Source organism: Stenotrophomonas sp., from assembly GCF_050737575.1.
Lineage (GTDB): Bacteria > Pseudomonadota > Gammaproteobacteria > Xanthomonadales > Xanthomonadaceae > Stenotrophomonas.
Genome location: NZ_JBOHXW010000003.1, coordinates 505581 through 527235 on the forward strand (window position 1 = coordinate 505581; position 21655 = coordinate 527235).

18 protein-coding genes are annotated in these 21655 nt (G+C 63.7%); 14 read left to right on the forward strand and 4 right to left on the reverse strand.

All coding sequences use genetic code 11. From position 1 onward, the window contains the following. Positions 1-280: 280 nt before the first annotated feature. The 5 genes from ACREP4_RS08395 to ACREP4_RS08415 all read left to right on the forward strand — a co-directional run bounded on the left by ACREP4_RS08395 (position 281) and on the right by ACREP4_RS08415 (position 5108). A complete protein-coding gene (locus tag ACREP4_RS08395; RefSeq protein ID WP_431595718.1) occupies positions 281-1291 on the forward strand; it encodes a hypothetical protein in 1011 nt (336 codons plus the stop codon). Then, positions 1288-1836: a GTP-binding protein gene (locus ACREP4_RS08400; RefSeq protein WP_431595719.1), complete on the forward strand. Its 549-nt coding sequence runs from the start codon at positions 1288-1290 to the stop codon at positions 1834-1836. The genes ACREP4_RS08395 and ACREP4_RS08400 overlap by 4 nt, the downstream gene beginning before the upstream one ends. Further along, positions 1829-2242: a roadblock/LC7 domain-containing protein gene (locus tag ACREP4_RS08405; RefSeq protein ID WP_431595720.1), complete on the forward strand. Its 414-nt coding sequence runs from the start codon at positions 1829-1831 to the stop codon at positions 2240-2242. The genes ACREP4_RS08400 and ACREP4_RS08405 overlap by 8 nt, the downstream gene beginning before the upstream one ends. Positions 2243-2425: 183 nt before the next feature. Next, positions 2426-4156 (forward strand): bifunctional isocitrate dehydrogenase kinase/phosphatase, encoded by a 1731-nt coding sequence (gene aceK, locus ACREP4_RS08410; protein WP_431595721.1) that lies wholly within the window; start codon positions 2426-2428, stop codon positions 4154-4156. Positions 4157-4214: 58 nt separating this feature from the next. Further along, a complete protein-coding gene (locus tag ACREP4_RS08415) occupies positions 4215-5108 on the forward strand; it encodes an energy transducer TonB (RefSeq protein ID WP_431595722.1) in 894 nt (297 codons plus the stop codon). A 205-nt stretch (positions 5109-5313) separates the two neighbouring features. Here the strand turns inward: ACREP4_RS08415 and rho are convergent, their stop codons facing one another. Both rho and trxA read right to left on the reverse strand, forming a co-directional pair. Then, a complete protein-coding gene (rho, locus tag ACREP4_RS08420; protein ID WP_431595723.1) occupies positions 5314-7089 on the reverse strand; it encodes a transcription termination factor Rho in 1776 nt (591 codons plus the stop codon). A 232-nt stretch (positions 7090-7321) separates the two neighbouring features. Next, positions 7322-7651, reverse strand: a complete 330-nt coding sequence (gene trxA / locus ACREP4_RS08425; RefSeq protein ID WP_431595724.1) for a thioredoxin TrxA — start codon at positions 7649-7651, stop codon at positions 7322-7324. A gap of 196 nt (positions 7652-7847) precedes the next feature. On the opposite strand from trxA, the gene rhlB reads away from it, so the two are divergent. The 7 genes from rhlB (at position 7848) to ACREP4_RS08460 (ending at position 14796) form a co-directional block, all read left to right on the forward strand. Beyond that, a complete protein-coding gene (gene rhlB / locus ACREP4_RS08430; protein WP_431595725.1) occupies positions 7848-9518 on the forward strand; it encodes an ATP-dependent RNA helicase RhlB in 1671 nt (556 codons plus the stop codon). 333 nt (positions 9519-9851) lie between these two features. Continuing rightward, entirely contained in the window at positions 9852-10538 is a 687-nt protein-coding gene (ftsE, locus tag ACREP4_RS08435; RefSeq protein ID WP_431595726.1) for a cell division ATP-binding protein FtsE, read from the forward strand. Positions 10539-10547: 9 nt separating this feature from the next. Then, on the forward strand, positions 10548-11495 hold the full coding sequence (gene ftsX / locus ACREP4_RS08440) for a permease-like cell division protein FtsX (protein WP_431595727.1): 948 nt from the start codon (positions 10548-10550) through the stop codon (positions 11493-11495). 7 nt (positions 11496-11502) lie between these two features. Next, positions 11503-12345 (forward strand): response regulator, encoded by an 843-nt coding sequence (locus ACREP4_RS08445; protein WP_431595728.1) that lies wholly within the window; start codon positions 11503-11505, stop codon positions 12343-12345. Continuing rightward, entirely contained in the window at positions 12342-13061 is a 720-nt protein-coding gene (ung, locus tag ACREP4_RS08450; protein WP_431595729.1) for a uracil-DNA glycosylase, read from the forward strand. Before ACREP4_RS08445 ends, ung begins: the two co-directional genes overlap by 4 nt. 181 nt (positions 13062-13242) lie before the next feature. After that, positions 13243-14118, forward strand: a complete 876-nt coding sequence (rpoH, locus tag ACREP4_RS08455) for an RNA polymerase sigma factor RpoH (RefSeq protein ID WP_431595730.1) — start codon at positions 13243-13245, stop codon at positions 14116-14118. Positions 14119-14394: 276 nt separating this feature from the next. Next, on the forward strand, positions 14395-14796 hold the full coding sequence (locus ACREP4_RS08460) for a GFA family protein (RefSeq protein ID WP_431595731.1): 402 nt from the start codon (positions 14395-14397) through the stop codon (positions 14794-14796). Positions 14797-14829: 33 nt separating this feature from the next. Here ACREP4_RS08460 and ACREP4_RS08465 read toward each other — a convergent pair whose 3' ends face one another. Beyond that, positions 14830-16125: an NAD(P)/FAD-dependent oxidoreductase gene (locus tag ACREP4_RS08465; protein WP_431595732.1), complete on the reverse strand. Its 1296-nt coding sequence runs from the start codon at positions 16123-16125 to the stop codon at positions 14830-14832. A gap of 111 nt (positions 16126-16236) precedes the next feature. On the opposite strand from ACREP4_RS08465, the gene ACREP4_RS08470 reads away from it, so the two are divergent. After that, positions 16237-17073, forward strand: a complete 837-nt coding sequence (locus ACREP4_RS08470) for an NYN domain-containing protein (RefSeq protein WP_431595733.1) — start codon at positions 16237-16239, stop codon at positions 17071-17073. A 36-nt stretch (positions 17074-17109) separates the two neighbouring features. Further along, positions 17110-17730, forward strand: a complete 621-nt coding sequence (locus ACREP4_RS08475; protein WP_431595734.1) for a glutathione S-transferase family protein — start codon at positions 17110-17112, stop codon at positions 17728-17730. Between the two features lie 326 nt (positions 17731-18056). On the opposite strand, the gene ACREP4_RS08480 is transcribed toward ACREP4_RS08475, so the two are convergent. Further along, complete coding sequence (locus ACREP4_RS08480) at positions 18057-21197, reverse strand: TonB-dependent receptor (protein ID WP_431595735.1); 3141 nt, start codon at positions 21195-21197, stop codon at positions 18057-18059. Positions 21198-21655: the final 458 nt, after the last annotated feature.

The following is a 21655-nucleotide window of genomic DNA, read 5'->3' on the forward strand; positions in this document are numbered from 1 at the left end:
AAGAGCGGCCATCATCACGCCGTCGTTTCAGCGGATGCTGACAATCGTCCGTGCGCGTGTTGTTGGGGATGTTGTCCGCGCACTTTCACCCGCCCTGCACACCGGCGTCGCACTCTCTCTGCGCGATATCTTTCGTCGCGTTGAGCGGTACATCACGCCGGGAATTTCAGGCAGGTTGAAGTGTGTGACCAATCACTCTTTCACATGCAGCATCTGGAATAGCCTGATAGAACAGACGTGGTATCGCGCTGGCGCATCATCGTCGAAAGGGGAAGGGAGCATGACCAGGGTGCTGGTAGTGGGCTCGGACACCCGGGAGGAGAAAGCATTGCTCGGGCGCTTGCTGCAGGTGGCGGGATTGCCACCGGAAGCACTGCAACGCTGTGCCGATCTGGATCAATGCGACCTGTTGTTGGTGCGGGACACGCCCGCGCTGCGCAGCGCCGCCAAGCACATGGCCAGCAAACGGCCGGCCATGCGGCTGTGGATGCACGACGACGCAGGTGTCGTCCACGACGGTCGATCCGATTCACTCCATGAATTGGACGACGCGCAGATACAGCACGCGCTGGCGCCGCCGGCATCTCCACCGACATCCCCATTGACGCCGGAAGATGCCGAATCGTTGCAGCCGGAAAATACGGAAGGCTTGTTCCTGGCCAGCGGTGCCAAGCAGATGACCCGGCTGTTGCGGCAGCGCCTGCAGGAAAGGAAAGGCTACGCACTGCTGTCCGTGCAGAGTAAGCCGATGCTGCTGATCGACTTTGAGCACGACCAGGCGGTTCCGTTGAACGCGGAAATTTCCACGGAGCAGAATCTGGCGCAGCAACTGGGCGAGGTCTTCGATCTGCTGGCGCTGCAGGAACTGTCGCCGCAACGCTTTCAAACCTTGGCCGGCAACGTGTCACGGCAACCGCTGCGGCCGCTGCTGTGGCAGCTGGCACAACACAGCGACAACTGGACCGACTTCGAGCGGCGCCTGCAGCAACACGCACAGGTCAGCCTGCTGCGCTGGCCGGATTTCCGCGTGCTTGCGCATCAGCACGATGGTTTCCGTTTGTGCTCGCTGCTGCTGAAAAAGCCCTGCAGCCTGCACGAATGCACGCGCCTGCTGGAGCTGGATATCGACGCGACCCGCGCTTTCATGCGCTCGGCCTACCTGTGCGGCTATGCCGAAGTGAAAATCCCGGAGGTGGCACCGCCACCACCGCCAGCGCCCAAGCAGGGCGCCAGCGCGCTGCTCGCACGGATGTGGCGCAGCGTCCGCAATCGCACAGGAAGCTTTGCATGATCGAACACAAGATTGTCGTGCTCGGCGCGATGGGTGCCGGCAAATCGACCTTGGTGCGTGCGGTCGCCGGCGGCACCGTCATCGACACCGACGTACTCAACACCGATACAACTTCTTCCAAGCTGGCCACCACCGTGGCGATGGATTACGGCGATGTAAGCCTGCCCAACGGCGATCGCCTGCGTCTGTATGGCACGCCAGGGCAGGAGCGCTTTTCCTTCATCTGGCCGGTGCTGCTGCAGGGCGCGCGTGGCGTGGTGGTGTTGGCCGATGCGTCCAGCCCGGATGTGGTGAACGAGTTGGATTGCTACCTGCGGGTGTTGCGTGAGCATGCGGGCCAAGTGCCCACTGTGGTTGGCGTTTCCAAGTTCGATCTGACCCCGGACGTGGACCTGGATGCCTGCCAGTTGCGAGTACAGGAGTTGGCCGGCCGGCCATTGCCGGTGGTGCCTTTCGACGCCCGCTCCGAGGATGCGGTGATGATGTTGATGGATGTACTGATGGGCGAAGTGGAAGCGGCCGCATTAGTGGAAGCGCATGTCTGAGACAGGGAGGAATGCGGTGCTTGAGGACTGGGAAGTAACGTTGGTCGAGCGCAAGTTGCAGGAGTTCACCGAGTCCGTGGATGGCGTGAGCGCGGTGGTCATCGCCAGCGTGGATGGTTTCGCGTTGGCGCAGGCCGCCACGCAACCTTCCAGCGGCGAACGCCTGGCGGCCATGACCAGCGCGATGTTGGCCTTGGCCAGCGCGGTGGGACGGGAGCTGTCGCTGGGTACGATGGAGGTGCTGATGCTTGAAGCCAGCGAAGGCAAGGTGCTGATGCAATCGGTCAACCTGCCGCGCGGTTCATTGCTGTTGATGGCCGCCTGCGGGCAGCGCAGTGTCATCGGCCATGTGCTGTGGAGCGCGCGCGAATGCGGGCGCAAGATTCAGGCGGAGCTTGCCGGGTAGTAACGCATTCCCTGCGTCGCCGTTCGCAGCAGCGAAAGCCAGACTGACCAGAGCATCCCGGGGGCTGTGCCGACCACCGGTCTCTGGCGTATGGTCACGCAAACCCCCGCCAGCTGCCCGCATGCAAACGCACTGCTTCCGCACCGCTCCTGTCAGCCCCGTGCATCATCGGGCGTCACGCCGATGAGCGCATCCACCGTTGCGCCGGCACTGGCCGAGCGCATCGCCGCCTGCATCGCCGAAGGCTTCGAGCGCTACCACCAAGGTTTTGCCGACATCACCCGACGCGCACGCGAACGGTTCCAGACGCGCGACTGGGCCGGCGCCAAGAGCGATGCCGTGGAGCGCACCGAGCTTTACGACCTCTGTATTGCTCGCTGCAGTGAGCAATTGCAGGTGTTGCTCGGTGAGCAGGCACCTGCACAGGCGCTGTGGAGTGAAGTGAAAGCCAGCTTTGATTCGCGGGTCGCCAGTCGCATCGACTGCGAGCTGTACAAGACCTTCTACAACACGCTGACGCGACGCTTGTTCCGCACACATGGCGTGGACGATGGCATCGAGTTCATGGCGTTGGATATCGAACCGTCCGATGCCATCACTCATCCGGTGGCACGGCATGTCTACGCGATATCCGACTCGCGCCCAGCCGATGCGTTCTCACGCCTGTTGTCCGACTACGCATTCGACATTCCGTATCGACACCAGCTGCGCTGTGCGGCTGCCATCGCGGTACGTCTGCAGGATGACCTTGCGCATTGGGGCGCCTATCCGGTGCGCGCCATCGAGTTGTTGGAGACTGTGTTCTACCGCGAACGCCGCGCGTATCTGGTTGGCCGCGTCTTCGGCGAACATCGTTTCTCGCCCTGCGTAATTGTTCTGGTCAACGACGGAGAAGGCATCCGCGTGGAAGCCGTGTTGAGCCGGCGTCGCGATGTGGCACATCTGTTCGGCGTCTCGCGCAGCTATTTCCAAGCGGATCTGCCAACCGTCGCCGATGCGGTGGTGTTCCTGCGCAGCATTCTGCCGGGCAAGCCGGTGGATGAAATCTATACCGTGCTGGGCCGTGCCAAGCAGGGAAAAACCGAGCGTTACCGCACCTTCTTCAGTCACTTCCAACAGCACGCAAACGAACGGCTGGTGCATGCCGACGGCACGCCCGGCATGGTGATGGCGGTGTTCACGCTGCCCAGTTATCCGCTGGTGTTCAAGCTCATCCGCGACCGCTTTGCCTGGCCCAAAACCATGAGCCGGCAGGACGTGGAAGAGAAGTACGCATTGGTCTTCAACCTGGACCGCATCGGCCGCCTGCTCGACGCACAGCCATACCGTTACCTGCGCTTCCCGATCAGCCGCTTCGCGCCGGAGCTGCTGGACGAACTGGTCAACCACTGCAGTCACAGCGTGCGTATCGAAGGCGAGGATCTGGTGATTTCGCTGTGCTATGTGCAGCGCCGTTTCCGCCCGCTGAATCTGTACCTGCGCGAGCAGGGTACAGAGGCCGCACGCGCGGCCGCGCTGGATTACGCACAAGCCATCCGCGACATGGCCTGTAACAACATCTTCCCGGGCGACATGCTGTTGAAGAACTTCGGCGTGTCACGCCACGGGCGTGCGGTGTTCTACGACTACGACGAACTGTGCCTGCTCACCGACTGCAACTTCCGCGTCTGGCCAATCCCGCGCAACGATGAAGAAGCGATGGCCGGCGAGCCTTGGTTCCACGTCGCCGCCAACGACGTGTTCCCCGAACGCTTCGGTCTGTTCATGGGCCTGCCGAAGCCGCTGCAGGATCTGGTGCGCGAAAAATACGGTGAGTTGTTCGACCCGCACTGGTGGCAGGGCCTGCAGCAAAGCTTCGCTCAAGGCGACTTCCCCGATACACCGCCGTACCCGCGCACCCTGCGATTGGCGTGATTGATGCTTTCATACGGTTGCGGTGTAATCGGCACACTTCAATCGCAAGGATGTGAGCATGAACGTTCGACTCGGTGCGCTCGGTGTTGCAGGCGTGCTGCTGTTGGCAGCGCCGGTATGGGCGTCAGCGACAGTCTCCAATGGCAGCGTGGCGGCGGTGCGGCAGCAGGTGGAAAGCAGCATGCTGGTGCGGGGCGACGTCCACATCGAGCAGGATGGCTCGGTCTCCGGGCTGGTCTTCCATCAGGAAGAAAAGCTGCCCGAAGGCGTGGTGAAGCTGGTGCGCGATGCCGCGCTGCAGTGGCGCTTCGAGCCTATCGTGGTGGACGGCAGGACGGTCAAGGCGCTCGCGCCGATGAGTCTGCGGGTGATCGCGCGCAAGGTCGAGGGCGGCAGTTACGAGGTCAGCCTGAGCGGCGTGAGTTTCCAGAAGAGCGAAACTGCCGATCCGCATGCGGTCACCGCGATCAAGATGGCACCGCCACGCTATCCGGAGCTGGCCTACCAATCCGGTGCCACCGGCTATGTCTATCTGTTGGTGAAGGTGGGTAGTGACGGCAAGGTTGAAGACGCCTTTGCCGAACAGGTGAACCTGACCTTCCTCAGTCGCGAATCCGATCAACGGCGCTTCCGCGAAGTGTTGGCCAAGAGTGCGGTGTCCGCCGCAAAGCGCTGGACGTTCCGTGTTCCCACGGCAGGAGAAGAAGCCACACAGCCCTATTGGAACGTGCGGGTGCCGGTCAGCTACGCCATCCAGCTGGCTGGCGGATCGCAGCGCCCCGAAACATACGGGCGCTGGCGCAGCTATGTCGCCGGGCCGCGTGAGCGCGCCCCGTGGCGCAGTGAATCGCAGGAAGCCGGGTCGGCGCCGGACACCCTGGCCGAAGGTGGCGTCTACATGGCCGACAGCAACAACGGCCCGCGCCTGCTGACCCCGCTGCAGGGCAGCTGATCCTCGATGCGAAGGTAGTGCCGAGCCGTGCTCGGCAGTGGCTTCACCGGTAATGCTTCAGCTGAGCATGGCTCGGCTCTACAGGTGGGGCGGGTGCTGCGTGAGCCGCGGAGCCTGCAACGCCTGCATCGCAGGCTCCGACACTACAGAAGCAAAAAGCCCCGCTTTCGCGGGGCTTTTTGCTGCAGCCAAACCCGTGCAGGAATCAGCGCTTCATCGAACCGAAGAACTCGTCGTTGGACTTGGTGTTCTTCATCTTGTCCAACAGGAATTCCATCGCAGCGATTTCATCCATCGGGTGCAGCAGCTTGCGCAGGATCCAGATCTTCTGCAGCAGCTCCGGTTCGATCAACAGGTCTTCGCGGCGGGTACCGGAACGGTTGATGTCGATGGCCGGGTACACGCGCTTTTCGGTGATACGACGGTTCAAATGCACTTCGCTGTTGCCGGTGCCCTTGAATTCCTCGTAGATCACTTCGTCCATCTTCGAGCCGGTTTCAACCAGCGCGGTGGCGATGATGGTCAGCGAGCCGCCTTCTTCCACGTTGCGTGCCGCACCGAAGAAGCGCTTCGGGCGGTGCAGCGCGTTGGCGTCGACACCACCGGTGAGCACCTTGCCGGAGCTGGGCACCACGTTGTTGTAGGCGCGGGCCAGGCGGGTGATCGAGTCCAGCAGAATCACCACGTCCTTCTTGTGCTCGACCAGGCGCTTGGCACGCTCGATCACCATTTCGGCAACCTGCACGTGGCGCGCGGCCGGCTCGTCGAAGGTCGAGGAAACCACTTCGCCGCGCACCGTGCGCTGCATTTCGGTCACTTCTTCCGGGCGCTCATCCACCAGCAGCACAATCATGTGCACTTCCGGATGGTTGGTGGTGATGGCAGTGGCGATCTGCTGCATCATCATCGTCTTGCCGGCCTTGGGCGGCGAAACGATCAATGCGCGCTGGCCTTTGCCCTGCGGTGCCATCAGGTCGAGGATACGGCCGGTGATGTCTTCGGAGGAGCCGTTGCCGCGCTCAAGCGTGAAGCGCTTGCGCGGGAACAGCGGGGTCAGGTTCTCGAACAGCACCTTGTTCTTCGACGCTTCAATCGGCTCACCATTGATGGTGTCCACGATCGACAGGGCGAAGTAACGCTCGCCGTCCTTGGGGAAACGGATGCGGCCGGACAGGTGGTCGCCGGTACGCAGGTTGAAGCGGCGGATCTGGCTGGGCGAAATGTAGGTATCGTCCGGGCCGGCCAGGTAGCTGGCTTCAAACGCGCGCAGGAAGCCGAAGCCGTCCGGCAGGATTTCCAGCACACCGTCGGCGGCGACGCCTTCGCCGTGGCGGGTCAGCACCTTCAGCAGCGCGAAGATCACATCCTGCTTGCGGGCACGGGCCACGCCTTCGGAGATCTGCAGCTGCTCGGCGATTTCCAGCAGCTTGTGCGCCGGCATGCGCTTGAGGTCGCTCAGCGAATAGACCGGGAAGCCTTCCGGCACGCCCGGCATCATGCGCGGCACATGGGTTTCATTGCCGCCGTCGCTGGGCATGCCGTTGTCGTCGCGCGGACGGCCGTTACGGTCGCGGTCGCGGCGATTACGGAAGCGGTCGCGGCGGTTGCCCTGGCCCTGGCCTTGGCCTTGGCCCTGACCTTGATTGTTCTGGTTGTGACGCTGCTGGTTGTTGCCCTCAGCGCGCCCTTCGCCGCCTTCCTGCTGGCCTTCCTGGGTATTGCCAGAAGGGGTGGCCGGGCCGCTGTCATTGCCACCCGACGGAGCGGGGGCCTGAGCTGCGGGCGCCGCGCTTTCAGCGGCAGGAGCGGGGGAAGGAGCGGGAGCTACAGCTGCAGCCTGCAATGGCAGTGACGGCTGGGCCGGTGCGCTGGCGGTGCTGCTGTCGGTGACCTCTGCGGTCTTGGCAACGCGCGGCTTGCGCACGCGCTTCTCGACGGGCGCGTCGGCGCTCCCGATTTCGGAAGGAGTGTTCTCGGACAAGTGCTTGATTCCTCTCGCTAAGACGTGCGAGCGCCCTGTGGGCGGCGAACTGGTTGGGAATGATCCGGTCGAGAACCCGGCCGGAGGGTGCGGCAGGCGAAAGCTGCCGGATGCAGCGACACTAACACCGCCACGCGCGGGGCCGCAAGGTGGCGGGGGAACCTTGTTGGGCCACCGTATGGCGGGCCCAGAAGGGCCGGCGGCAGGGTGGCCGCCGGACCAAGCCGGTCGATCAGGCCAGTGCCTTGTCGATCATCTGGCTCAGCTGGCCCTTGCCGACGGCGCCGATCTGGGTCGCCTGAATCTGGCCATCCTTGAACAGCAGCAGCATCGGAATCGAGCGCACGTGGTACTTCACCGCGGTGGCGCGGTTGTCGTCCACATTGAGCTTGGCGATCTTCAGCTTGCCTTGGTAGGCCTCGGCCAATTCGTCCAGAACGGGGGAAATCATCTTGCACGGGCCGCACCATTCGGCCCAGAAATCCACCAGGACCGGTTCGCCAGACTGCAGCACGGCGCTATCGAAGTCGGCGTCGCCGACGTGTAAAACCTTATCGCTCACTTGGAGTCTCCTGGTGCAATGCGACTGCCCATGCCGGGTTGGCGGCCGCATTGCGGTAAACTGGGGCATTGCGCGGACAAAAGGGTACAGCCCAACGTCGCGCGACCCGGCGCAGGGGCCGCAGTGTGCGACGGTGCCCGTATCGATGCAAGCCGCCCGGCCACTCTGGCTGCCCGGCACTACAAAGACAGAATAAATGAGCGACAAACCGCTGACTGATGTGACCTTTTCCTCCTTCGAACTGCAGCCGAGTCTGGTGGCAGGCCTTGAAGGAGCCGGTTTCACCCGCTGTACGCCGATCCAGGCGCTGACCCTGCCGGTGGCGCTGCCGGGCGGCGATGTTGCCGGCCAGGCGCAGACCGGCACCGGCAAGACGCTGGCGTTCCTGGTGGCGGTGGTCAACCGACTGCTGACCCGCCCGGCGCTGGCCGACCGCAAGCCGGAAGATCCGCGCGCGCTGATCCTGGCGCCGACCCGCGAGCTGGCCATCCAGATCCACAAGGACGCGATGAAGTTCACGTCGGAGACTGGCCTGCGCTTTGCGCTGGTGTACGGCGGCGTGGATTACGACAAGCAGCGCGAACTGCTGCAGCAGGGTGTGGACGTGATCATCGCCACCCCGGGCCGCCTGATCGACTACGTCAAACAGCACAAGGTGGTTTCGCTGCACGCCTGCGAAATCTGCGTGCTGGACGAAGCCGACCGTATGTTCGACCTGGGCTTCATCAAGGACATCCGCTTCCTGCTGCGCCGCATGCCCGAGCGCACCACGCGCCAGACGCTGCTGTTCAGCGCCACGCTCAGCCACCGCGTGCTGGAGCTGGCCTACGAGCACATGAACGAGCCGCAGAAGCTGGTGGTGGAAACCGAAAACATCACCGCCGACCGCGTGCGCCAGCGCATCTACTTCCCGGCTGACGAAGAAAAGCTGCCGTTGCTGCTCGGCCTGCTGTCGCGCAGTGAAGGCGCCCGCACCATGGTGTTCGTCAACACCAAGGTGTTCGTCGAACGTGTTGCGCGTGCGCTGGAACGCGCCGGTTACCGCGTTGGTGTGCTGTCCGGTGACGTGCCGCAGAAGAAGCGCGAGAGCCTGCTCAACCGCTTCCAGAAGGGCCAGCTGGAAGTGCTGGTGGCCACCGATGTTGCCGCCCGCGGCCTGCATATCGACGGTATCAAGTACGTCTACAACTACGACCTGCCGTTCGACGCGGAAGACTATGTGCACCGCATTGGCCGCACCGCGCGCCTGGGCGAAGAAGGTGATGCGATCAGCTTCGCCTGCGAGCGCTATGCGATGAGCCTGCCGGACATCGAGGCGTACATCGAGCAGAAGATTCCGGTCGAAGCGGTGACCGCCGAACTGTTGACCTCGCTGCCGCGCGCTGCGCGTGCGCCGGTGGAAGGCGAAGAAGTGGATGAAGACGCCGGCGAAAGCGTGGGCGCGATCTTCCGCGAAGCCCGCGAGCAGAAGGCCGCTGATGAAGCGCGTCGCGGTGGCCGTGACGGCAAGCCGAGCGGCAGCCGCAGTGGCGAGCGTGGTGCCGATGGCAAGCCGCGCCGTGAGCGCAAGCCGCGCGTGGAAGGCGAACATGCCGCGAAGACCGACGCGCCGAAGCCGCCGCGTCCGGTTGCCGCCGATGCGCCGTCCGCTGCGGGTAGCCCGGCGGTCGAAGGCGAGCGCGCACCGCGCAAGCGCCGTCGTCGTCGTCATGGTCGTCCTGTGGAAGGTGCCGAAGGCGCCGCAGCCGCAACCCCGAACAACGGTCCGGTGCAGGTACAGGCCAAGCCGATGCGCGGTGGCAGCGACAACGATTCGTTCCTGACGCGTCTGGGTCGCAAGATCCGCCGGATGTTGTCGGGCAGCTGATCGTTACGGCTCCGCAGACGATGCGGAGCCGCTGGATTCCCTTCTCCCGTATCACGGGAGAAGGTGCCCCGCAGGGGCGGATGAGGGTGTTTCCAGCCTTTCCCCAGAGAATTCTCAGGTGCCACGCATCAGCCTGCGCTTCACCCGCGTGAGGCAGGTTCTCGCTGCATGCGCCGCAACCCATTGAGCCGGTAAAGCCCGCTCACCCACCTTGTTGCTGGTCGTCTTTCACTAAAAAGTGGGCTGCTGCCCCTGAGTGCGGAAGAAGGGAACTACGGGACCACGTCATCGGACTTCCCCGCACCCAGCTCGTGCTCCGGCATAATCGGCAGCATGAGCGTCCTGCGTTTTGACAATGTCAGCAAACAGTATTCCGGCGGCCATCAGGCGCTGGTGGATGTCAGCTTTGAGGTGGCGGCCGGCGAGATGTTGTTCGTCACCGGGCACTCGGGGGCCGGCAAAAGCACGCTGCTGAAACTGATCCACCTGAGCGAGCGCCCCACGCGCGGCGCGGTCATGTTCGGTGAGCGCAATCTGCTCAAGGTGCGTGGCGGCAAGGTCGCGCTGCATCGCCGTGAGGTTGGCGCCGTCTATCAGGATCACCGCCTGCTGGTGGACCGCAGCATCGGCGAGAACGTCGCGCTGCCGCTGATTCTGCGTGGTGACCGCCGCGCCGATACCGGCAAGCGGGTGCGCTCGGTGCTGGAACGTGTCGGCCTGGGCCATCGCGAAAAAGCGTTGCCCACCGAACTGTCCGCTGGTGAACAGCAGCGCGTCGGCATTGCCCGCGCGATCATCGCCGAGCCCAAGTTGCTGGTGGCCGACGAGCCCACCGGCAATCTCGATCCCACGCTCGCGGCAGAAATCATGTCGTTGTTCGCCGAGCTGCCGTCGCGTGGCACCAGCGTGCTCGTGGTCAGCCACGACCTGGCGTTGATCAAGCAGATGCGCAAGCGCGTGTTGATCCTGGATCACGGCACCTTGGCCGATGACATCTCGCCAGACGAATTGGCGGAGTGAGCGAGCACGATGAGTAAACCTGCAAATACCGAAGCGGCCGCGCCATCGCGCGTGGGCACTTGGATCAACCATCACCTGCACAGCGTGGTTTTCAGCCTTGGCCGCGCGCTGCGTAAGCCGTGGGCGACCGTGCTGACCGTGGCGGTGATGGCGCTGGCGCTGGCCTTGCCGCTGGGCTTGTCGATTGCGCTGGACAACCTCAAGCATTTCGCCGGCAGCGTGCAGCAGTCGCGCGATATCAATCTGTTCCTGAAGCCCGAGCTGGATGCGGCTGCCGCGCAGGACATCGCCAAAACCCTGCGTGCGCGCGCCGACGTTGCCGAGGTGGTGCTGCGCACGCCCGATGAAGGCCTGACCGAGCTGCGGCAGAGCGCCGGCCTGGGCGAAGCCATCGACGCACTGGGCGACAACCCGCTGCCGACCTTGCTGATCGTCACTCCAGCCGACGGCAATGACGCCGCGCTGGCCGCGTCGTTGGAAACACTGCCACAGGCCGATCTGGTGCAGCACGACGCGCTGTGGCGGCAACGGCTGGATGGCTGGTTGGCGTTTGGCGCACGGCTGGTGCAGGTGTTGTCGGTACTGCTCGGACTTGGCGCGGCATTGGTGGTCGGCAACACCGTGCGCCTGGATATCCAGGCCCGTCGCGAAGAGATTGGTGTGCTGCAGTTGCTGGGTGCCAGCGACGGCTTCATCCGTCGTCCTTTCATCTATCTGGGGGCGTGGTACGGCCTGGCCGCAGGCGCGTTGGCGCTGGGCTTGATCGGCATCTGCGGGCTGGCCTTGCGGCCGCCGCTGGCCACGTTGTCGCAAAGCTATGGCAGCCCGTTCGTATTGCACGGGCTCGATCTGTTTCATTCTTCGATGGTGCTGGTCGCCACGACGATCCTGGGTTGGTTGGGGGCGTGGCTGGTGACTGGCCATTTCCTCCGGCAGACTCGCCCGACCGAAACCTGAGGCCGGCATGTCCACGCAAGAGCTCAAGCATCTGATCAGCGACGCACCACGGGTAATGGTGGTCGATGGTTCCAAACTGGTGCGTCGCCTGATCAACGACGTGCTCAAGCGCGAACTGCCCGACGTGGAAGTGGTCGGCTGCGCGAGCATCGAAGAAGCCCGTGAAGCGTTGGCGGCTGGCCCGGTGCACCTGGTCACCACCTCGCTGGCGTTGCCAGACGGCGACGGCCTGGCCCTGGCGCGCAGCGTGCGCGAAGCCGCCGGCCAAGCGTATGTGCCGGTGATTGTGGTTTCCGGCGATGCCCAGCAACATCTGGAGCAGCGCCGCTTCACCGAATACGTCACCGACTATTTCGACAAGGCGCTCGGCCACGAAGCGCTGGCGGCGTTCATCCGCGGCTATGTGCAGCCCGAGCCGGTGACCGATGCCACCGTGTTGTATGTCGAAGACAGCCGCGTGGTCGCCGAAGCCACCAAGCGCATGCTGGAGCGGCACAACCTGCATGTCGTGCATGTGCTGACCGCCGAGGATGCCTTCTCGCTGCTCACCGCCGAGTCGCTGGGCCGCACCACGCGCGAGGTGGATCTGGTGCTGACCGACGTGACGCTCAAGGGCGAGCTGAGCGGGCGCGATGTGGTCGAGCGCATCCGCATTGATTTCGGCTACGGCAAGCGCCGCCTGCCGGTGCTGGTGATGACCGGCGACGGCAACCCGCACAATCAGTCGGCGTTGCTGCAGGCCGGTGCCAACGACCTGGTGCAGAAGCCCATCGAAGAACGCCTGCTGGTCACCAAGGTGCTGTTCCAGCTGCGGCTGGCGCGCCTGGCGCAACCGGCGGTCACGCTGTGACGCAGGACGACGCGCCGCAGATCCAACTGGAACCCAGCTGGAAGGCCCATATCGGTGATTGGCTGCTGCGCCCGGACATGCGCGAGCTGTCGGCGTTCCTGCGCCAGCGCAAGGCTGCCGGTGCGCACGTATTTCCGCCCGGCCCGCAGATATTTGCCGCGTTCGACGCCACGCCGTTCGAGCAGGTGAAGGTGGTGATCCTCGGCCAGGACCCGTACCACGGGCAGGGCCAGGCGCATGGCTTGAGTTTTTCGGTGCCGCCGGGCGTGGCGGTGCCGCCGTCGCTGCTCAACATCTATAAAGAGATGGAAACCGACGTGGGCATTCCACGCGCGGACCACGGTTGCTTGATTCCCTGGGCGCGGCAGGGCGTGCTGCTGCTCAACGCGGTGTTGACGGTGGAAGAGGGCAAGGCCGGCGCCCATCAGGGCCGGGGCTGGGAAGGCTTCACCGACCACGTCGTGGACGTGCTCAATCGCGAACGCCAAGGTTTGGTGTTCCTGCTGTGGGGCGCTTACGCCCAGCAGAAGGGCAAGGTCATCGACACCCGCCGTCACCGCGTGCTGAAAGCCCCGCACCCTTCGCCGCTGTCGGCACATCGGGGCTTCATGGGCTGCGGTCACTTTTCGCAGACCAACGAGTATCTGCAGCGCCGTGGGCAGTCGCCGATCGACTGGCGCTTGCCGGCGCGGGCGGCGTTGGGCAGCGTTGGCTGAATCCCATTGATCCTTGTCATATCCGCGAGGCGCGGGGTTTGCTACGTTATGGGTCTTGCTTGAGTGGCATCGTTTCTGTCGCCTATTCATGTTTGTAAGTGAGTTTTTCGACAAAAACAGAACGCTGGAACTTTTTCTGTACCGGTCAGTCCAATAGCCCGGACTGCTAAGATGAGATCCTATGAACCTGAACGCCTCTACTGCCCTTGTGGCAAACAATCTCCCGATTCCCAGTGCGCTTGGCTCGCTGGACGCCTATATCGGTGCCGTGCACCAGATCCCGGTGCTGTCGGTCGATGAGGAGCAGAAACTGGCGCGCCGATTCCGCGATGACGTGGATCTGGACGCTGCCCGTGAACTGGTGCACTCGCACCTGCGTTTCGTCGTGCACGTGGCCCGCGGTTACAACGGCTACGGCCTGCAGCTGGGTGATCTGATCCAGGAAGGCAATATCGGCCTGATGAAGGCGGTCAAGCGTTTCGACCCGGAAATGGGCGTGCGCCTGGTGTCCTTCGCGGTGCATTGGATCCGTGCCGAGATGCACGAGTTCATCCTCAAGAACTGGCGCATCGTCAAGGTCGCCACGACCAAGGCGCAGCGCAAGCTGTTCTTCAACCTGCGCAAGTCCAAGACCCGTCTGGGTTGGATGAACGCGGCGGAAGTCAGCGCCGTGGCCAAGGATCTGAACGTCTCCGAGCGTGAAGTGATGGAGATGGAATCGCGTCTGTCCGGTCGCGATATCGGCTTTGATGCCTCGTCTGATGACGATGACGATCATGCGCCGCCGTCGCCGGCCGCGTATCTGGTCGCACGCGATGAAGATCCGTCGCAGGCCTATGAGCGTGAAGACAGCGAAGACAACCAGCTGAGCCTGCTGCGTGAAGGGCTGGCCAAGCTCGACCAGCGTTCGCGCGACATCATCGCCCGCCGTTGGCTGGATGCCGACAGCAAGGTGACGTTGCAGGAGCTGGCTGATGAGTACGGCGTGTCGGCCGAGCGTATTCGCCAGATTGAAGCCAACGCGCTGAAGAAGATGAAGGCGCTGTTCGCCGCCTGATCACGGCGCGATAGCGGCAATAAATGAAAGGCCCGGGGAAACCCGGGCCTTTTTGTTGTTGAAAGAGCGAGGGCCGGAACGGGGGATCCGCATCCTCCTTCTTTCCCGGGAAAAATTGGCTGAAGCACGGATGTGAATGCCGGCGATGACTGCAGGCGGGCCCGACCCTCTCCCCAACCCCTCTCCCGGTGGGAGAGGGGCTCAACGCGGGAACTCCCGATTCCTGCGCCACGATTGGGTTAGATTTCCCCGCTACATCCACCAGCGGAGACGACGATGAAAGGACATTGCCTGTGCGGCGCGGTTGAAGTGGTCGCCAATGCATCCCGTGAGATCGGGCTGTGCCACTGCAGCATGTGCCGCCGTTGGACCGGTGGGCCGTTTTTTGCGGTGCATTGCGATGACAAGGTGCAGTTCACCGGCGGCACGCTGAAGACGTTCCGCTCTTCGGAATGGGCCGAGCGTGCGTTCTGCGATACCTGCGGCAGCACCCTCTATTACCGGCTGGTGCCGGACGGCGAGTACTTCGTGTCGGCAGGGCTGTTCCAGGAGCACGAATTCGAGCTGGCCAGCCAGATCTTCATCGATGAAAAGCCGCCGTTCTACACGTTGGCCAACGACACGCCGATGCTGACCGGCAAGCAGGTGTTCGAGCAGTTTGCCGCCGGCGGGAACTGAACCGCCGACGGCATTGCGATCATCGCGCTGGCGTCACTGCGTCGACTCCGGCGTAACCGGTTTGCGTGACTCGTAGGGGCTGCCGAGGATGATGCGCGCGCTGCGTTGGTAGCTCCAATACGCCACGCCCCAGTTGAGCAGCACCACCAGCCGGTTGCGGAAGCCGATCAGGAAGAACACGTGCGCGGCCAGCCAGAACCACCAGGCCAGCAGGCCGGACAGCTGCAGCTTGCCGACATGCACGATGGCGGCCATGCGGCCGATGGTGGCCAGGTTGCCCTGGTCGCGATAGCGGAACGGCGGTGGCGCGGGTTTGTCGTGCAGGCGGGCGCGGATGCTGTCGGCGATGTGGCTGCCCATCTGCTTGGCGGCCGGTGCCACGCCGGGCACCGGGCGGCCGTCGTCCTGCATCAGCGAGGCCAGATCGCCCGCCACGAAGATTTCCGGGTGACCGGGAATAGTGAGGTCCGGCTGCACCTGCACGCGGCCGGCGCGGTCCAGCGGGACGTCCAGGGTGCGACCCAACGGTGAGGCGGCAACACCGGCCGCCCAGACCACGGTGCGTGCGGGTACGAAGCTGTCGCCCAGTTGGAAACCCTGCGCGTCGATGTTGTTTACCGGCGTGCCGGTGAGCACTTCCACACCCAGCTTTTCCAGCTGCTGGCGGGCTTTGAGCGAGAGCGCTTCCGGGAACGAGGACAGCACGCGTGGGCCGGCTTCCACCAGCCGCACCTTGGCCGAGGCCGGGTCGATGTGGCGGAATTCGTTCTTCAAGGTGTGACGGGCGATTTCAGCCAAGGTGCCGGCCAGTTCCACGCCGGTGGGGCCGCCACCGACCACGGCGAAGCTGAGCCAGGCGGCTTTCTTGTCCCGGTCGGATTCGGCCTCGGCGCGCTCGAAGGCCAGCAGCAGCTTGCGGCGCAGGAGCAGGGCATCGTCCAGCGTCTTCAGGCCGGGGGCGTCCTTGGCCCATTCGTCGTGACCGAAATACGCGTGGGTGGCACCGCTGGCGACCACCAGCAGGTCGTAGTCCACGGCGGTGGCATCGCCCAGCAGTACGCGACGCTGTTGCTTGTCGACCGCAACCACTTCACCCAGGCGTACATCGACGTTGTGTTGCTTGCGCAGGATGTGGCGAAGCGGCGCGGCGATATCCGGCGAGGACAAGCCTGCGGTGGCGACCTGATAGAGCAGCGGCTGGAACAGGTGATGGTTGCGCCGGTCAATCAGGGTGATGCGCAGCGGGGCACTGGCGAGGGCGCGGGTGGCCCACAGGCCGGCAAAACCGCCGCCGACGATGACCAGATGGGGCACTGGGTCGTGTGGCATGGACGCTCCTTGGGGCCGGCGAGCCGGCAATGGCGATAACAGGCGCCGACGATGATTGCATGTGACATGGCGTGAACACGAGTTGGTGATACTGGTGCTCAGCCTTTTGTCATGGAGCGCAACGTGTCCGAGCCCGAGAAGCGAATTGCACTGTTGATTGATGCCGACAACGCGCCGGCATCGAAGATCGACGAGATCCTGGTGGAAGTGGCTGGCTATGGCGTGGCCAACGTGCGCCGCGCCTATGGCGACTGGAAGAATCCACGCCTGAAAGGATGGGAAAGCGTGCTGCATGAGTTCGCGATCCGGCCCATCCAGCAGTTCGCGTATTCCAAGGGGAAAAACGCGTCGGATATGGCGATGGTGGTGGACGGCATGGACCTGCTGTATGCGCGGAACCTGGACGGTTTCGCCATCGTTTCCAGCGATGCGGATTTCACTCCGTTGGTGATGCGGCTGTTGACCGATGGCTTGAAGGTGTACGGCTTTGGCGAGCAGAAAACGCCGTTGGCGTTCGTCAATGCGTGCTCGAAGTTCATCTATCTGGAAGCGCTGGGAAACACCGAGCCTGATCTGCCGGAGGTGGCTGCGGAGCCGGCCAGTAGTGCGGCAGCGGTGCCTGCCGCAAGCAGTGGCGCGGAGAGCGCAGCGGCGTCACCGGCCGCGGAGCCGATCAAGCCGCGTTCGGGTAACGATCTCCGCGGCGACGCGCGATTGGTCAACCTGTTGCGCGGTGCGGTGGAGGCGGCGGCCGATGAGCAGGGCTGGGCGATGCTCAGTGCGGTGGGCAATCAGATTGCCAATCGGGCGTCGTTTGATTCGCGCAACTACGGTTATCGCAAGTTGAGCGACCTGATCGTCGCGATTGGTCTGTTCGAGTTGAAGAAAGTGGGCAAGGTGCAGTCGGTGCGTGCGCTGCCACGCAAGGGCGCGCGCAGTGAGCGCTAGTAGACTGCGCGGACGATTGATTGAGGAGCAGGGCGGATGCTGAAGATCTGGGGACGACGCAATTCCAGCAATGTGCGCAAGGTGCTGTGGTGCGCGGAGGAGATCGGCCTGCCGTACGAGTCGATTGAAGTGGGCGGCGCGTTTGGCGGCACGCAGACGCCGGAGTATCGCGCGATGAATCCCAATGGGCTGGTGCCGGTGATCGAGGATCACGGCCTGCCGTTGTGGGAGTCCAATGCCATCGTGCGTTACCTGAGCGCGCGCTATGCGCTGGGTACGTTGTATCCGGAAGACGTGGTGCAACGCGCGCAGAGCGAGAAGTGGATGGACTGGACCACGTCGACGTTCGCGGTGCCATTCCGTGATCTGTTCTGGGGCACGTTGCGGACCGCGCCGGCCGATCGCGATGAAGTGCGTATTGCGTCGGCCCTGCAGCGCTGTGGTGAGTTGTTGGTGCTGGCGGATGCGGAGTTGGAGCGGCAGCCTTGGTTGTCGGGCGAGACGTTTGCGATGGGCGATATTCCGCTGGGCGCGTTTGCCTATGCGTGGTTTGAAATGCCGATCCAGCGGCCGGAGTTGCCGCATCTTGCTGCGTGGTATGAGCGGTTGAAACAGCGGGCGGCGTATCGCAAAGCGGTGATGACGGCGTTGACGTGATCGTGCTTTGAGCGTTTGCCTGAAGCCCCTCTCCCGTTTTTACGGGAGAGGGGGTGGGGTGAGGGCAGCCCTCAGCTTTGCTTTCAGGGACGGCAGAGTGCTGCTTGGATTTGTGGTTGAAGAGCAACAGCAACAGCACCCCTCATCCGCCCTTCGGGCACCTTCTCCCGCACGCGGGAGAAGGGAAAATCCAATGCAGTTCGCTGGCAGCTGCAGTTCGCTGGCAACTGCCACTCTTCGCTTTCCCCCAAAAGAAACGGCAGTCGCCTGATACCAGCGCGACTGCCGTGGAGGAGCGCCCCGCGCGTGGGCGCGGGGGGTGAGGCTTAGAACTTCCAGGTCAGGCCCATGTATAGCTGACGACCTGCATAGCTGTTGGACAATAGGCGGGCTTTGGTGTCGTTGCCCAGATGGATGCGCTGCTCGGACTTGGTGGCGTTCAGCACCGAAGCGCTCAGGGTCAGGTCCTCGCGGATGTTGAAGGCCGCGTTGAGGTCCAGCTGGTCGTAGGGCTCGCTGTAGGCGTTGAAGCCGTTGTTGATGTCACCCACCACTTCGCCGCGACGGTTGTACGAGGCGCGCGCCAGGAAGCGGGCGTTCTCGTAGAACACGGTGACGTTGGCCTGGTTCTTGGCGCTGCCGACCAGCGGGGATTCACCGATGGTTTCGCCGTTGATCTCGACCGATGCCATGTTGGTGTCGTTGTAGGTGTAGTTGGCCTGGATGCCAAAGCCGAAGTCGAAGGTGTACTGACCGTACAGTTCGACGCCCTGCGACACCGCATCACGGCCGTTGGCGACGGTCCCGTAGTTCTGCACCGTCACCGTCTGCCCGCCGACGTCCATCGTCACGTCGCGCTCCACGCCGATGGTGAAGTTCTTCACGTCCTTGCGGAACAGACCGACACCGGCCACTGCGCCCGGCTTGAAGTACCACTCCAGGCTGAGGTCGTACTGGATCGCTTCAAACGGATCCAGATCCTTGTTGCTGCCCGAACCGTACCAACCCGGGTTGGTGGTGCCGCCGGTGACCAGGCGGTCGTTGCTGTACTCCTCGCTGTAGTAGCTCAAGCCGCCGGGGTAGGCGATGGAGGTGTAGCCCGGGCGTGCAATCACCTTGGACGCTGCACCGCGCAGCACGAGGTTGTCGGTGATGTCCCAGGCGATGTTGAAGCTGGGCAGGATGTCGGTGTAGGTCTTGTCCAGCGAAGCCAGTTCATAGGACTTGGTGCGGGCCAATGCGTCCGGCACGCGGATCAGGTCGTTTTCGCACTGGTAGCCCAGGCCCGCGTCGAGGAATGCACCGGCGCCCGGGTCATTGCAGGCCATCGGCGTGCCGGCGCTGTTGTCCGCCCAGTAGTCGATGAAGCGCTCGACTGAATCGCTGGACTCGGCGTGCTGTTTGGTGCGGGCCACGCGGATGCCGACGTTGCCGCGCACGCGTTCGGTGCGGAAGTTGGCCTGGAAGTAGCCGCTGTAGACCTTCTCACCTACGTTGTAGACGAAGTCGTCTTCGCGACGGCTCTGTGCTGCGCCGTAGGTCTTGTTGAGATAGTCGATGTAGGCCGGGTAGTTGATGCCCGGGAATACATTGGCATTGAAGCCGCCAGCGAGATTGCCGATCGGCTGCGACAGGAAGAAGCCCGGCTGGGCGACGCCGGCAGTGGGGTCGCAACCGGCCTGGTAGCGCTTGCTGTAGTCGCTCGGGTCGGCGCCCGGGCACACCCAATAGGTGTTGCCGGTGTTGCGATGCACCTTGCCGTCGCTGTACTTGGCGCCGAACTGGAACGAATCCAGCCAGCCGTTTTCAAACAGCTTGCTGAAGTCGGCCTGGAAGTGGTTCTGCTTGATGCTGGTCTGCATCCACGACGAGTCGGTGGAGCCGGTGTCCACTTCGGCCACGCCGTTCATCAGCTGCTGCTGCAGGTCCGGTGAGAACGTCGCCGACGGCGTGCCGGTGATGTCCCACGCGCTGTACTGGTTGCCGCTCTGCCACACGCCATCGACCTTGCGGCGTGGCTTGGCCGACATGCGGAAGCTCATCGACGGGCCGCCTTCGGACCAGGTGCGGCCGCCGGCGAACGATGCTTTCCATAGCGGGCTGATATCCCAGTCCACGCTCAAGTCGGCGGTCTGCGACAACGCTTTTTCGCGGCTATAGGTGCCGGTCAGCTGCGGAGTGGGAATGGTGCAGTCGTCCGGGCCCCAACCGCCGCCCGGCAGACCGGCTGCCTTGGCTTCGTCTTCGCTGCAGATATAGGTCTTGCCGGCCAGCTTCTCGTACTCGGCACCGGTGACGATGGTGCCGCTGGGGTCCATGGTGAAGCCGTTGAGCAGGCGGCCGCCCTCCCAGTTGCCATCGCCAGCGACGCGCGCCAGGTTCCATTCCGGAACCTTCAGCATGTTCTGGGTGTAATTGCCTTCCAGCTCAAAGCGGAAGTAGTTGGCGGTCATGGTGACGTTGTCGACCGGCTTGAACTGGAAAGTCAACTGGCCGCCGCTGCGCTCGCGCTTCTCGTCCTTCACCGCGAAGTTCACCGAGGTGGGCATGAAGAAGCCGGAGTAATGCCCACCGTTCTGATCGTAGATGCCGGAGCGGCCCCAGAACTGCGAGGCCTTGGGCAGGCGGTTGCCGTGCACGTCAGTCGCCGGGTCGCGGGTGGTGCCCGGCTCATCCCAGGTGTAGTTGTGGCTGACGTTGCCATTGGCATCGAGGCGGTCGCTGTACCACTGCCAGTCCTCGGTGCTGGCCTCCATGGTGCGGCTGCGACGGTTCTGCTGGGTGGCACCGACCAACACACCGAAGCGTTCGTCCTTGCTGTGCCAGGAGTACATCGCCGAGGCCTGCGGGTCGATACCGCTGGTGGTGTCGGACGAGGTGCCTTCGATGCTGGCGAAGCCGGAGTTGGCTTCCATGTCCAACGGACGGCGCGTGCGCAGGATGACCGTGCCGCCGATGCCGCCTTCTTCAATGCGGGCTTCCGGCGTTTTGTACAACTCGGCGGCCGACAACATGTTGGACGGCAGCAAGGTGTAATTGAACGAGCGCGAGGCTTCGTTGTTGGTTTCCGAGGTGGCGACGTAGTTGCCGTTCAACTGGGTCAGAGTGAGGTCGGGCGCAAGGCCGCGCACGCTGACGTTTTTACCTTCACCACCGCTGCGGGTGATGATCACACCGGGCACGCGCTGCAGCGCGTCGGCCACGTTTTTGTCGGGGAATTTGCCCACGTCTTCGGCGGTGATTATTTCCACCACGGCGTTGGCATCGCGCTTCTGCTCAAGGCTTTTTTCGATGGCGTAGCGGTAGCCGGTGACGTTGACGCTGTCGAGCGTGGTGGCGCTGGGCGACGGCGTAGCGGTGCCGGCTTGCTGTGCGAAAGCGCTGGCCGGCAGCATGGCTGCGGACAGTGCAATGGCGATGGCGGCGTACAGCGTGTCGCGGCCATGCGTGCGTGCGTTCTGTTTCATTCCCCTCTCCTGGATTGAATACGTGGATTGTTGCGGAAACTTGAATCGATCTAATTTTTGAAGCCGACTTCAGTGGGCGCAGGGTGCCTGGTACATGGCGTTTCGGCCATGGCGGATCAGGCCCCTGTGTCTTCCATCATTTCCGGCAATCGCGGTCGTTCGATTTGGATCGATCTAAACGATTGGCGCGGAATTTTTAGCACAGCCGGGGTGGGGTACGCATGCTGCTACGCAATATGGCCAGGTGTGTGGCGGGGGCGTGGCAGGCGGTGGTGGCTTGGATCGGGTCGAAGGGCGCAACGGTTTTGCCCGCTCCCTTGTGCAACGCGCAGTGGAGGGCCGGGGAGGGGGCTTTCGTTTTTTGCTTGGCGTTGAGTGTCCGGACCCGAATCAAAGGCACCCCTCCCCGGCCCTCCCCGAAAGGGAGGGGGCGAAAGCGGATCCTGCTCGGTCGGGCG